Origin of the sequence: Desulfovibrio piger, from assembly GCF_012843875.1 — a bacterium.
GTDB lineage: Bacteria > Desulfobacterota > Desulfovibrionia > Desulfovibrionales > Desulfovibrionaceae > Desulfovibrio.
This window is the reverse complement of record NZ_JABAFY010000002.1, coordinates 23,917-39,405: the sequence shown is the minus strand read 5'-3', so window position 1 is coordinate 39,405 and position 15,489 is coordinate 23,917. Positions and strand designations below refer to the sequence as shown.

Sequence of the window (15,489 nt, the reverse complement as noted above, 5' to 3'; positions counted from 1 at the left end):
AGCCCTTTCGGTACGGGGCTTTTGACGTTTTCATATTTTTTTGACAGATCACACGATTTTTTATCCGGGGGTCCCTCATGGCTGATATCCGTCTTGCCAAGCCTGCTGCTGGTACCACACAGACCGTCCCCAGCGCTCCTGACGGGCGCTTCATCTTCGATTTTCCTGCGGATGCGGCGACGCTGACCCGCAATGGCGACGATCTTGTCCTGAGCTTTGAAGATGGGTCTTCCATCCAGTTGCAGGGCTTCTACACCACGTACTCCAAGGAAGAGATGCCCTCCTTCCAGGTGGATGGTGTGGAGATCAGCGGGCAGGATTTCTTCGCGGCCCTTGGCGAAGACCTGATGCCCGCCGCCGGTCCTGCCGCCAGCAGCAGCGCCTCGCGCGGCGGCCGCTATAACGAATACGGCGGCAGCGACCTGCTGGACGGCATCGATCATCTGGGACGCCTGGACATCGGTTTTGACGATGGCGTGGAGTGGGCCGATGACAAGGTCGGCGGCTGGACGCACCAGAACCTCGATCCCGAGATCAGCGGCATCATCGCTGTGGACGGTAACGACATGACCCTGGTGGAATCCGGTGTGGAGACCGACGGGAGCCAGGAGATCCAGGGCAATCTCTTCACCCCCGGTGTGCCTGTCGTCGTGGGGCAGGTGATGGCCAGCGATCCTGACGGTGGGCGGCTGTCCTACAGCTTTGCCGACGGCAGCAACCGCATCGTCACCGAGTATGGCGTCATCACCATCAATGCCGGCACCGGTGTCATCACCTATACCCTGAACAACGATGACCCCGATGCCGACAGCCTAGCCCTGGGCGAGACCGTGCGGCAGGACTTCACCGTGCGTGTGGAGGACGGGCAGGGCGACAAGGCCGAGGCCTCGTTCTCCGTGACCATCAAGGGGACCAACGACCAGCCTGAGGTCACGCTGGATGCGGATTCCGAGCTGGGGCTCATCGAGGGCGGCGTGGGGCGTACCGATGACGGTCTGGTGGTGACTGCTCCGGGTACGGAGGAAGAGAACCAGGCCTACGACGGCTCGCACGCTGATGACAAGGGCACGCAGCAGCTGGAAGGCAAGGTGACCGGCGCGGACGTGGACGCCGGGCACAAGCTGTGGTTCGGTGCCGTGGCCGGTGACAAGAGCCAGGACGGCAGCTGGGAAGGGGCGCAGAGCCCTGACGCAGACATCTTTCTGGGCAAGGATGCCACGGATGGCGACGTGGAGAGCAGCAAGCCCGTGGAAGGGAGCTTCGGCCATCTGCAGCTGAACAGCGACGGTACCTGGACCTATACCCTGAAGGGCGAGGGAGAAGCCGTGCAGGGGACGGCCAGCCTAGACGGCGAGACCTTCGACATCGATTCCATCGATGCCCTGCCGGAAGGCGCCACCATCACGGATACCTTCACCATCTATGTGAAGGACGAGCACGGTGCCTGGAACCTGGAGACCGTGACCATCACCATCACCGGCAGCAATGACAAGCCGTCGCTGACCGTGGGCGCCCCGGAGGGCCTTTTGTATGAGTCCGGTGTGGGCCGGGATACGACGACGTCCGATCACAGCCCCGTCGACAAGCCCGGGCAGCCTGAAGAGAACAGCCCCTACGACAATGCTGCCGAAAGGACCGCTTCGGTCACGGGCAGCATCAACGCTGCGGACGTGGATCATGGCGACATCCTGCATTTTGCCGTGGCGGACGGTAGCGGCGTGACGACGCCTGAAGGACTGGGGCTGACCACGGGCAGCCAGACCAGCGTCACGGCCCAGGGCCATTACGGTCAGCTGGTCGTGACGGAAACGGCCAACGGCACGGCCTCCTATACCTACACGCTGAACGGGAACAGCGACGGCACGCCGCTGACCTTCCCCGTCACGGTGAACGGGAAGACCTACGCCAGTCTGGAAGAGCTCAAGCAGGGCCTGGACTGGGACTTCGACGGCCAGCCGACGCTGGACAACCTGCCGGAAGGCGCCACGGTCTCGGAAAGCTTCACCATCTTCGTACAGGACGACAAGGGCACCTGGCAGCAGCAGGAGGTCTCGTTCACCATCACCGGCACCAATGACCAGCCTGAGGTCACGCTGGATGCGGATTCCGAGCTGAAGCTGACCGAGAGCGGCGTGGGCCGCATAGACAGCGACACGGTCGTGGATGCCCCCGGTACCGAAGAGGAGAACAGGGAGTACAACGGCTCCCATTATGATCCCGGCAGGAACGAGCAGCATCTGGAAGGCAAAGTCACCGGCGCGGACGTGGATGCCGGGCACAAGCTGTGGTTCGGCGTCGTGGCCGGTGACAAGAGCCAGGACGGCGGCTGGGAAGGGGCGCAGAGCCCTGACGCGGGCATCTTTCTGGGCAAGGATGCCACGGACGGTGACGTGGAGAGCAGCGCTCCCGTGGAGGGGGACTTCGGCCATTTGGTCCTGAACAACGACGGCAGCTGGATCTATACCCTGAAGGGCGAAGGCGAAGCTGTGCAGGGGACGGCCAGCCTAGACGGCGAGACCTTCGACATCGATTCCATCGATGCCCTGCCGGAAGGCGCCACCATCACGGATACCTTCACCATCTATGTGAAGGACGAGCACGGTGCCTGGAACCTGGAGACCGTGACCATCACCATCACCGGCAGCAATGACAAGCCGTCGCTGACCGTGGGCGCCCCGGAGGGCCTTTTGTATGAGTCCGGTGTGGGCCGGGATACGACGACGTCCGATCACAGCCCCGTCGACAAGCCCGGGCAGCCTGAAGAGAACAGCCCCTACGACAATGCTGCCGAAAGGACCGCTTCGGTCACGGGCAGCATCGACGCCGCGGACGTGGATCATGGCGACATCCTGCATTTTGCCGTGGCGGACGGTAGCGGCGTGACGACGCCTGAAGGACTGGGGCTGACCACGGGCAGCCAGACCAGCGTCACGGCCCAGGGCCATTACGGTCAGCTGGTCGTGACGGAAACGGCCAACGGCACGGCCTCCTATACCTACACGCTGAACGGGAACAGCGACGGCACGCCGCTGACCTTCCCCGTCACGGTGAACGGGAAGACCTACGCCAGTCTGGAAGAGCTCAAGCAGGGCCTGGACTGGGACTTCGACGGCCAGCCGACGCTGGACAACCTGCCGGAAGGCGCCACGGTCTCGGAAAGCTTCACCATCTTCGTACAGGACGACAAGGGCGCCTGGCAGCAGCAGGAGGTCTCGTTCACCATCACCGGCACCAATGACCAGCCTGAGGTCACGCTGGATGCGGATTCCGAGCTGAAGCTGACCGAGAGCGGCGTGGGCCGCATAGACAGCGACACGGTCGTGGATGCCCCCGGTACCGAAGAGGAGAACAGGGAGTACAACGGCTCCCATTATGATCCCGGCAGGAACGAGCAGCATCTGGAAGGCAAAGTCACCGGCGCGGACGTGGATGCCGGGCACAAGCTGTGGTTCGGCGCCGTGGCCGGTGACAAGAGCCAGGACGGCGGCTGGGAAGGGGCGCAGAGCCCTGACGCGGGCATCTTTCTGGGCAAGGATGCCACGGACGATGACGTGGAGAGCAGCGCTCCCGTGGAAGGGAGCTTCGGCCATCTGGTCCTGAACAGCGACGGCACCTGGACCTATACCCTGAAGGGCGAGAGCGAAGCCGTGCAGGGGACGGCCAGCCTTGACGGCGAGACCTTCGACATCTCCTCCATCAATGCCCTGCCGGAAGGGGCCACCATCACGGATACCTTCACCATCTATGTGAAGGATGAGCACGGCGCCTGGAATCTGGAGACCGTGACCATCACCATTACGGGCAGCAATGACAAGCCGTCGTTGGAGATCCGGGATGGCAACGGACAGATCCTCATGGACGGTGCGGTGCTCGAGACCATAGAGAGCGACCCCGCTGATGCCGATGACGCCACGAGCTGGCCCCAGCTTTCCGGATCGTTCGATATCCGGGACGTCGATGCCGATGCGGGCAGTGACCAGACCATTCTTATTGCCGGCGGTACTCATACGGATGGAGACGTGGAGCATGCGACCTCTCCTGCCGCAGGGCATGAGCCGCAGCCGGGGCATATCGGCTCTGAAGGCGGCACCCAGGCCATTTTCACGACCGACTACGGTACTCTGACCGTCAATCCTGACGGCAGCTGGACCTATGTGGTCAACAGCGGGAGCGAGCTCGTCCAGCAGCTCGATCCCGAGCACCCCCATTTCGAGACCTTTGAGATCACCGTGGTGGATGAGCATGGTGCTTACGACACCAGGGAGATCGTCATCAAGGTGGAAGGCTCGAGCGCGTTCCCTGTCATCACGGACAAGGATGATCTCGTCTTCAAGGAAGAAGGCGTCTACCATGACGGCAGTGACGGCAATACGCCGACAGAGGCGGGGGATGTCGTCGACGGGCAGGGCAATGTCATCCCCGGCCATCACCAGACAGAGAGCCTTTCTGGCCGGGTCGATGCCACGGACATTGACCTTGGCGACCAGGGGAATCTCTCCTTCCGTGTGGATGCCGCGGATGCCCAGCTGAAAACGGGCGGTACGCCTGCCGTGACCCAGCCGGAGGCGCCCAAGCTGGTCTCCACTTCGCCGAACGGCGATACCGTCTATGAATCCGGCTACGGTACGCTGACCTTCCATGCAGACGGTACCTATACCTATAAGCTCAAGTCCGGCGCTTTTGATGCGGACGGCAATGCCGTCAACAAGCTGGCCCAGGGCGAGGTGCTGACCGAGACCTTTACCGTCACGGTCAAGGATACCTTCGGCAAGGAAGTTTCCACCGACATCACCATCACCATCCACGGGACCAACGACAAGCCCCGTCTGGAGCTGGGTGACGGTTCTGATGGCGGCGCGCTGCACGTCACGGAAAGCGGCGTGGGCCGTCATGATGACGGTGCCGTGGTCGATGGGCCGGATGACGAGCTCGTTGACGCGCCCAGCAAGGACGGGACGGCTGCTGACGAGATCGGCAGGTATGACGGTGCGCTCACGGACAGCGACAAGGCCACGGGCAAGGATGCCGACCACGGCGCGGAACTCGTCTACGGTGTGGAGGCCGGCAAGGCCGAATCCCCTGATGGCGTCGACTTCACCACTGACGGCGGCGATGTCTCCGTCCGGGGGCAGTACGGCAGCCTGACCATCGGAGCGGACGGCAGCTATTCCTACACGCTGGACGAGAGCAGCGATTTTACGGCCGGTGACGGGACGCAGTACGACAGGCTCGACTACCTCAATGAAGGCGAGACGCTGACGGAGACCTTCACCATCTTCGTCAGGGACGAGCATGGCGCCTGGGCCAGCAAGGAAGTGACGGTCACGGTGACCGGCACCAATGACCGGCCGACGCTGGACGTCCTTGACGGCAAAAAGTTCTTCGATGCCTCCGGCAAGGAAATAGCGGTGGCGGACGACCGCCTGCATGCCTACGGCACGGCCGATAGTGCGGCCGATGCCGTGGTCAGGCTCTCCGGCCGTGTGCAGGCCTCGGATGACGACCGGGAAAACGGCGCGGGGCAGGAAACCACGGACGGAGACAACCACGGATTGCAGTTCTCCTTGCAGGGTACGGGCTATGATCCGGCGCTGACCTCCTCCTCGGTGTGGAAGGACTCCAGCGGCCATGATCCGAGGACCGGCCCTGTGGAGGTCTCCCGGAGTGGTGACGGCGGGTACGTTGCCACCACGGAGTACGGGACCCTGACCCTGGACCAGTACGGGAACTATACCTATGAGCTCCACAAGGGCGATGATGACGTCACGGCACTGGGCAAGGGCGAGAGCGTGACCGAGACCTTTGTGGTCCGCGTCGTGGACGACAGGGGGGCCTGGTCGGAAAAGACCATCACCATCACCATCGAAGGCACGGACGACAAGCCTGTGCTCTCGGACGATACGGAATCTGTGCTGGATGTATACGAAATGGGCGTCTGGGGTGACCAGTCGGGGGCGCACAGGCCGGACGATAATTTCACAGGCGGTCCTACCGGTTCCCAGACCGTGACGGTCTCCTTCGAGAAGCAGGATGCCAATGATAGGCACAGCCTGGTCATTGCCGGCAGCGGCCTGCCTGCCAATGCTTCACTGACAGTAACGGATGGTGGGATGCCCGTGGAGGGCGCCATATACAGCATCGTCGCCGGTGCCAATGGCATCTACACGCTGACGGCCATCATCCCCGGAGTCAATGAAGGCAAGTCCATCATGCTGGGCACGCTCAGGCTGGAACAGAACGGGACGGATAGCGACCTGACCTATACTTTCGTACCGACCCCGTCGGGGCTGAACGGTCTGCCGCAGGACATGGATCTGAGCATCAATATCCCGCTCAAGGTCAAGGACCAGAACGGCAACCTTTCCGAGGGTGAACATACGGCCACCATCAATATCCACGGTACCAACGACCGTCCGACCATCAAGGTCACGGGACGGGCGCCCGAGGACGTCTATGCTGACGGTGTGGGCCGCGAGGAAAACGGGATCGCGGTCGCGACGCCAGACAAGACGGAGCTCAATCCCGAAGAAAATGTGCCCTATAAGTCCAGGCCCGTGGAAGGGCAGCTTACGGCCAGCGATGTCGATGCCGGGGATACGACTTTCTCCTATTTCGTGGACAAGGTGGGCGGGATAAGCAATCCGGCACTGACGGCCACGGTGGGGGATGGCAGAACTACGGTGACCCTTTCCCTCAACGGGGTGGCCGTAGCCGAACTGACGCTCGATCCTGCGACGGGAAAGTATTCCTTGAGCCGGCTGGATACGGATGAAGCCCGGGCGGCACTGGCGCCGTATGGCGAGGATGTGAAGTTCGACTTTACGGTCTACTTCAATGTCCGTGACGAGCATGGCTCCACGGCGCAGACGTCGGCTTCGCAGAAGTTTTCCATCCACGGTACCAATGATGCGCCGGAGATCAAGGACGCCTCGGACCTGGGCCTGGATGAGGGCATGGTTTCTGTTGCCGGGCAGGTCAGCGCCGAAGATACCGACGCGGGGCACAAGCTCACCTACGGCCTGCTGTCGGATCCTGATTTTGGGAGCCTGAACGGGGCTGATCCCGAAAGCGTCTACATGACGACGTCGCTCAGCAATGAGTTCGGCACCCTCAAGATCGATCCCGCCACCGGCAAGTATACCTTCTATCTGGATGCGGAAAGCGAAGCGGTCATCAGCCTGCCGGAAGGAGAGGAAAAAGAGCTGACCTTCCATGTGGCCGTGCGTGACGACAAGGGCGCCTGGGACGTGAAGGATATCACCGTCACCATCACCGGCAAGGACACGGCCACGGTCTTCACCGGTGACGCGGCGGCCGTGGTCTCTGTGGTGGAAGCTGGCGTCGTGCCCGACATGCATCCCGGGACGGAGAACCAATCCGAGGACGGGAGTCCTGTCGCGTCTGGCAAGCTGGAAGCCAAGGAATATGACACGGATGCGGACGGTACGCCGCATAAGGTAGAATTCTCCATCAACAAGACGGAGAGTGGGCAGGAATCCGAACTCTCTGACTTTAGTAGTCTAGGGCCCAAGATCCAGGATGCCATCAGCCAGCAGTTCCCGGGTGAACCCTGGGGCGATGATGCTGATATCCAGATCATGCATGGACAGTACGGCACGCTCTACCTCAACACGGCGACCGGTCAGTATTTCTACCAGCTGAGCAACAACAGTGACGCGACCAATGCCCTGAAGCAGGGAGAGATCCGGTATGACGATTTCTCCATCCATGCCCAGGGGACAGGAAAGGGCGATGCTCAGGGGGCAGACCAGCCGCTGAAGGTCGCCGTCAAGGGCAGCAACGATGCCCCGAAAGTGACGGGCGTCACGCTGGATGAGGGGCAGACAGGGCTGGAAGTCTCAGATGACGGTTTCACAGTCACAGGCATCGTGGAGGACGGTGGCATCAAGACCGTCACGGGCCAGATAGGCGCTACGGACGTGGACAGCCCTGACGGCAGTGCGGCAGACGAGGGAAGCGTCCTCAAGTACCTGATCAAGGTCACGGGTGAAGATGGCTCCGTGCGCTACGTGGGCGCGCAATCCGCCGAATCCCCTGATGGCGGCGAATACGGCTATCTGAAGCTGAACGAGAAGACCGGTGAATACACCTTTGTCTTCAACAACAAGGCCGCGCAGCATCTGGGGGCGGGCGATATCGGTGAAGCCTCGTTCACCGTGGTGGTGCTTGATGAATACAATGCCATCTCGGAAGAAAAGGAACTGACCTTCGAGATCACGGGGAAGGATGATGTTCCCCGTATCTCCGGCAGCGCAGCGTCCATCACGGAGGATACCGGAATCTCCGTCAACATCCAGCCGGTCACGATCACGGACCCTGATGCCGGGGAGGAACAGCATATCACGAGCATCGTTTCCCCGGGCGGGGAGTCTGTTGACCTGACAACAGGCGACGGTCCTTGGAAGATCGAGGGTGGGTACGGGACCCTGACCGTCACACGCAATGAAGACGGCAGCCTGTCCTACACCTATCAGCTGACCGAAGAAGGCCGTAACGAGCTGCAGTCTCTGAACGAGGACGGCGCCCATACGTCCGTGAAGGAGAACTTTACGGTCATGGGAAATTCCGGCGGACAGAGCGTCACAGGTGGCATCACCGTCACCATTAACGGGATGAACGATGCGCCGACGCTGGAGCTGAAGGGGCCTGACGGGCAGATCGTTTCGGAAGAAGATCCTGTCGAGGTCAAGGACTGGAACCCTGTGAAGGGCACGGCCGTCGGTCATGACGTGGACGATGTCGAGGGGGATCTGCGCTACAGCGTGGATGATGCTGATTCGGCTACTGCGGCCCAGGACGGTCTGCAGACCATCAAGGGAAAATTCGGCTACCTGACCATCGATGCCGAGACCGGCGAGTACACCTATGTGGTGGACCCGTTCAGTGAGGAATACAAAAAGCTTCCGATCGGGAAGCAGGGCAACGAATCCTTCACCATCACGGTGACGGACCCGTATGGCGCGACCGGCACGAAGGAGATCGTCTTTGATGTGACTAAGGTGGAAGGCGGCACGGGCCCCGGCTCGATAGAGCTCCAGCTCCAGAAACCGGGAGATTCGACGGATGTCACAGAAGACGGTGGCAGCCACGAGGTCATCCTGCCGCCGTCCGTGGCAAGTGGCTTCACGGAGCTGAAGGATAGCGATGGCAAGCCCGTGAAGGTCGATGCCGATGACATCTGGCTGGTGGACAACAAGGGGCAGTCCGGCATCGTGGACGGCGACATGACCCATGTGGTCCAGACCGAATACGGCTCGCTGATCCTGGAAAAGGGCGACGATGGCCAGTGGGGCTACCGTTTCGTGCTCAACAACAGCAGCGATATCGTCCAGAGCCTGGACAAAGGCGATAGCATCGAGAAGACCTTCTATGTTTCGGTGGGCACGAACCCGGTCCCCATCCATGTGACCATCACAGGCATCAATGACCAGCCGGTCATCGAGTCGGTCGGGCATCTGAGCATCGAAGATACGGGCGGGATCGTGACCGGCAGGGTCACGACCACGGACCCCGATGCCGGCGATGTGGGCAGCCAGGAAGCCGGGGAAGGCAGCGGGCAGACCCTTTTCTATGCGGTCTCGGCCGTGGAGGGATCAGGCATCACCCTGACTCCCACGGGTGGTCAGGCACAGGGTGCCCCCGGCACCTATACGCTCATCAAGGATGGTACCGACTGGGGCGAGTTCATGCTGAACAAGGACGGCAGCTACTCCTTCAAGCCCAATGCCGAAGCTGAAAAGCTGCTGGCCGGAGAGAATGCGAACTTTAACCTGACCATTACTGTGGACGACGGCAGTGATGCTCCCAACAGCAGCACGAAGGAAAATCTCCACATCACCATCACGGGTACCAACGAAGCCCCTGTGATCAGTGGCGGTGAGCTCACGCTTGAGGCCACGGAAGATACCGCCATCACGGTCGGGGACAAGCTCGGCGTTTCGGACGACCGCGTAAATGAAGGCAATCTGAGTTATTCCGTGGCTGCCGGTGGGGGCGCAGCAAGCAGCAACGCTAGCAATATGGCTGCCGGACAGTACGGTACCCTCTTCATCAATGCGGACGGTACCTACAGCTATCAGCTCAACAACCAGTTGAAGGAGGTACAGCAGCTGGGAGGAGGAGACGATGAGGAGCCGTTAACGGAGACCTTCACCATCTTCGTCAAGGACCAGGATGGTGCGGAAGTGGCAAAGACCATTACCGTCACCATCAACGGTACCAACGACGCTCCTGTGCTGTCGCTGGACAAGCCGGTGCTGACCATCAAGGAAGGTACGGACGCGCCTGTCACGGGCAACGCCTCGGCCACGGATGTGGATAAGGACGATACGCTGAGCTATGGCCTGAAGGAGGGGACGCTTTCGGAAGAAACGGGCGAATATGCCTACGAGACCGACTACGGCACCTTCTATATCAACAAAGAAACCGGTGCCTACCGTTTCAAGCTGAATAATACTCTCGACGCGGTAAAGAACCTGCGTCCTACGGATGTGGTTGATGCCAAGGTCACCGTGGTGGTGGATGACGGCCACGGCGGCGTCACCGAAAAGGAACTCACGGTCCACATCAAGGGCAGCGACAGCGTGCCGGAGATAACCGACGAGGGGAGCCTGGCGATCGATGTGGCGGAAGAGCCGGGCTCCGAGAGTGAGGGCAAAATTCAGGCCGACGGCTGGGATCGCGGCCCGGACGGGACTCATGACGATCCTCTGCATTATGCGGCACAAGGCGCCCAGCCTGTGACCATCGACGGCCAGGTCTGGCAGATGGTCACAGGAAAGTACGGTACCCTGTACCTTGATCCCAAGACCGGCAAGTACAGGTATGAGCTGACAGAGGACATGAACTATCTGGCGGATGGTGAGACCGTGACCGAGAGCTTCGGCAAGATCACCATTGCCGACAGTACCGGCAACAAGATCACCGAAACCATCACCGTCACCATCAAGGGCAGCAATGATGCCCCCGAGATCGCGGTCTCGCAGCCTTCCGGTGCCCTGGCCGGGACCGTGACCATCACGGACGTGGATACCACGGATACCCACGACGTGACCTTCACCGGGCTGTATGGCAGTGAGGAAGGTGCGGGCGCTGAGGGCGGCGGTCTTCTGAAGGTGGATCTGGAGACGCTGAAGGATACGCCGGATGGCACAAAGACGCTGGATGTCTTTAACGCGGCAGGTGAAAAGATCGGCGAGCTGACTCTGACTTACAGCAAGGGTGGAGGCGCAGAGGATCAGCTCAAGTACGAGTTCAAGCCTGCCCCGGACTACGTGAACGGCTTGGAGGTCGGTAAACCGGAGGACATCAGCTTCGGCATCACGGTGTCGGACAATAACGGCGGCACGGTCACGACCGGGGACTTGCAGTTCACCGTCACCAACGAGAACGACGCGCCGGTCATCATGGAGGCGACGGATCCGTCAGCAGCGGGAAATAACAACAGTGGCAAACTGAAGTTCTCGGACGCCGACGAACTGGATACCCAGCACAGCGTGACCTTCACCGGGCTGCAGGATGCGGGCGGTAATGCCCTGGCGGTGGAGAGCGTGGAAGGCCTGACGGAAGACAAGGTTGTTGACGTCTACAAGGACGGCCTGCAGATCGGCACGCTGACCCTGCGCTATGAGGACGGCGAACTGACCTACACGCTTTCGACCGAAAACTTTGAAAACAACCTGCCCGTGGGTGACAGTACGATCGACTTCACCATCACGGTGTCGGACAAGAGCGGCGACACGGACACGACCGACGGGAATTTGCAGTTCACCGTCACCAACGATAACGACGCGCCTGTCATCGACGAGGATCTGTCACAGGACCCGGCGGCAGGCAACACGGGCACGCTGGTGTTCACGGACGCCGACGTCAAGGATACGCACAGCGTGAGCTTTGAGGGGCTGTCTGTGGATGAGGACGGTACTCCTCTGACGGTGGATCTGGACAGCCTGCCGGAAGAGCCCATTACCGTCTATCAGGATGGCCAGAAGGTCGGCGAGCTGATCCTGACCTACAGCAAGGAAGAAGACGGAACCGGTACGTTCACGTACGCCTTCGATCCTGATAAAAATTACCTGAACAGCTTGCCCGTGGGCGAAAACAAGCTCGACTTCGGCATCACGGTGTCGGACAAGAACGGTAGGGAGGACACGACCGGAGACTTGCAGTTCACCGTCACCAACGAGAACGATGCACCGGCCATCACGGAAGAACCGTCAAGTGGCAGCAACACGGGTACTCTGGTGTTCTCGGATGCGGACGTCCGGGATACGCACAGCGTGACCTTTGAGGGGCTGTATGCCAGCGAATCCGGCAAGGAAGGCGACTCCCTGAAGGTGGACAACGTGGAAGGCCTGACGGACGGCGCGACGACGCTGGACGTCTACAACGAGAGCGGCCAGAAGATCGGTACCCTGAAACTGGCCTATACCGAGGGAGACGGTGCCGGTACGGAACACACGCTGACCTATACCTTCACGCCTGATACGGAGTACAGCAACTCGCTGGATCGTGACTCGTCCGTCTCGCTGGATTTCGACCTGAAGATCCACGACGATACGGAAGACAGCAATACGGTCAAGGGCAGCGTCACCATCGAGAGTACCAATCAGGCTCCTGTCATTGGTGCGCCTGTAGATGGTGGGAGCAACACCGGCACCGTGGCCATCACGGACAGCGATCCCGACGACAGCCTGACCGTGTACATCAAGGATGCTGAGGGCACTCCCGTCATTATCGCGGCGGGCGAGGAGCCTGTGACGGTCGATGACGTCAGCTACACCTACACCGACGGTACGCTGCGCTATGAGGTGCTGCCGGAGCGGACCGATGACCTGGCCCCCGGTAAGGAGAGCACGGTTGAAATCACCGTGTTCGTGGATGACGGTCACGGGAAGGTGGAACAGACGGTCAGTCTGCCGGTCACCAGCACGGCCCCGACGGAGGGCGGTGAAGGTGAGGGCCCAACGGAGGGCGAGACCGTCATCGTGCCGGATGACGGGGATCAGGCAAGCCTGAAGGCCTATGGCCAACGCCAGCGCCTGGCTGCGGAAGAAGCCGGTCTTTTGACGGCGGCGGCCTCCTTCGTTGCCGGCATCACGCCGGAATCGGCCGATCCGGAGACATTCCTTCAGGACACTGTCCCGGCACAGGAGAACGGCCCCGAAGCTCTTGTGGCGGAAGAGGTCCCGCTGCCGCAGGACGAGACCGTGCTGCAGGAGGAAATGACGGATCTGCCGGATGCGGATGTGCCGGTATCGGAGACGCCGCTTGCCGATGACCTGCTTGCGGAGCCCCTGCTGTTCGCCGGGCTGGAAAACGCGGATGAAATGCCGGAGTCCGTGGAGATGCTGCGGTTCGAAACGACCGAGGATATGCTCCCGGCAGAGGATGCCGATCCTGCTACGGCTGCGACGCCTCCCGCCTTCAGCGGAGAGGATGCCGGGGACGGTGGGCTGCTCCTGCCCGAAGGTGTGGAAGGCCTTTTCGGCACGGACGGGAACGACTACCTGCGCGGCGGCGAGGGCAGTGATGCCATCTTCGGCGGTGCCGGAAACGACATCATCGTCTACGACCAGCAGGATTATCTGGTCAGCGGCGGCAGCGGCATCGACTTCATGGTCTCTGACGATACGAGCCTGACGCTGGACGGGCTGCTGAGCAATACCAGCAGCGACAAGCCTCTCGTCAGCGGCATCGAGGTGCTGCTGAAGGGCGAGGATGCCCTGAGCCTGACCAGCATCAATGATCTGGCCGACAGGTACGGCATCACGCTGGGGGTCAACGAGGCCGGAGAAGAGACACTCCAGCTGGATGACCGCTGGACGAAGCAGGATGATGGCAGCTATGATTTCAACGGCGGGGCCGAAGCCGATGGCGGCCTGACGCTGGAAACCAGTCTGACACCGGTGGAGACCGGCGATCCGGCCAGCGAGGCCGTACAGCAGCAGGTCTTTACCCTGGAACACAGCAACGGTTAACCTTGCATACACGGCGGGGCGGTCTGAAGGCCGTCCCGCCTTTTGGCAGCATCCGCGGGAGCTTCCATGCGCATCCTGTTCGTCAACCACACCTTCCCGGGGGATCTGGGCCCGTTGCTGGCAGCTTTTGCCGCGCAGCCGGGGCATGAGATCCTTTTTGCCTCCTGCCGGGGCAGACGGGATTTCAGTGTGCCCGGGGTGCGGCATGTGGTCCTTTCCCCCTCCCGCTCCCGGCGTCTTGCGGGGGACGGGGCGGGCACGTCTCTGGACAGGGCCGTGGAGATGGGACGACAGGCCCTGCAGGCCTTCCGTCTGCTGCGGCAAAGCGGTTTTGTGCCGGATATGGTGCTGCTTTCTTCCGCACTGGAGCAGGGGCTGTTCCTCAGGGATGCCTTTCCTGATGCCTTTGTGGCCTGCTTTGCGGAAAGCTTGCCGTCCGACGGGCTTGCCGGGGACGGTAAAGGGCTTGTCCGCCACTTGCTGCAATGCCGCCAGATGCAGCAGAGCAATCTGGTCATCAGGCTGACGGCAGAAGCGGAAAACCGCGATCAGGAACAGCGGGGCGTCGTGAGCTTGCCGTATCCTGTAGATACGGACTATTTTTCTCCCCTCACTCCAAACGGGGCATCCGGCCCGCAAGCCGGGACCCGGATTCTGTGCGCTGCCCGGGATGCGGCGGATGTCTGGCAGATGCTGCGCCTGGCGGAAGTCCTGCTGGCCCAGTGCCCGGGTTGTCGTCTGGTGCTGCTGTGTGAAAGCGCGACAGGGCGGGAATCACTGGCGGAGCTTGGCCTTTCCCTGCCGACCGGGATCGAGATCCCGGAGCGCCTCTCCCTGCAGGCCTATCGGGATCTGCTCCGCACGGCGGCCGTCATCACGGCCCCGGCGGCAGCGTGCCTTTCCGCGCCGGTGCTGCTGGAAGCCATGAGCTGCGGCGTGGTGCCGGTACTGGCGGGCGATGCGCCGCACTGGCCCCTGTTGCAGGAGGGCGGGGGAGGCCTCTGGTGCGGGGCGGCGGATCTGGTCCCCACACTGGCGGGCATACTGGCGCAACCGCACCAGCTGGCGGAGTTGTCCCTTGCCGCCCGCCGGACCGTGGAGCGGCATTTCCGGCGGCAGGATGTCATCCCCGGGCAGCTGGCCTTGCTGCATCAGGCACGGGCCGCGTGGCTGCGAAAAAAGCAGGGCGGTACGACGGCCTGAGGCGGCGACGCGCAAGGCTGACGGCCGGCAGGAGACAGTCATTTTTTTGCCCGCTCTCCCGGAAGGGATACGACGACCGCAGAGACGATCATCACGGATCGTGACAGATATAAAAAGACCGGCGCCCATGCTGCGGGCCACCGGTCTTTTTTGTGTTTTCAGGGGCAGGCCATCATGCGGAGGGCCTGCCTTTTATGGGCGTTTTTTTAAGGGGCTGTCCGTACCCCATGCCTTTTGGGAGGCGATCCCGGAAAAGATTCTTGCTGGTGCCTGTCCGGCAGGAGGC

The 15,489-nt window shown here is 61.7% G+C and carries 2 protein-coding genes; both read left to right on the top strand.

The annotated features are described in order from the left end of the window. The first annotated feature begins 77 nt into the window (after window positions 1-77). Window positions 78-14,000 carry a VCBS domain-containing protein gene (locus HF854_RS00790; protein WP_168934580.1) on the top strand — a complete coding sequence of 4,641 codons (13,923 nt, stop codon included), beginning with the start codon at window positions 78-80 and terminating at the stop codon, window positions 13,998-14,000. Between the two features lie 66 nt (window positions 14,001-14,066). Then, complete coding sequence (locus HF854_RS00785) at window positions 14,067-15,203, top strand: glycosyltransferase family protein (RefSeq protein WP_168934579.1); 1,137 nt, start codon at window positions 14,067-14,069, stop codon at window positions 15,201-15,203. Window positions 15,204-15,489 lie beyond the last annotated feature (286 nt).

Bases quoted from the DNA above. Each gene is read 5' to 3' on its own strand.
- HF854_RS00790 (WP_168934580.1), top strand. From the start codon at position 78: ATGGCTGATATCCGTCTTGCCAAGCCTGCTGCTGGTACCACACAGACC.
- HF854_RS00785 (WP_168934579.1), top strand. From the start codon at position 14,067: ATGCGCATCCTGTTCGTCAACCACACCTTCCCGGGGGATCTGGGCCCG.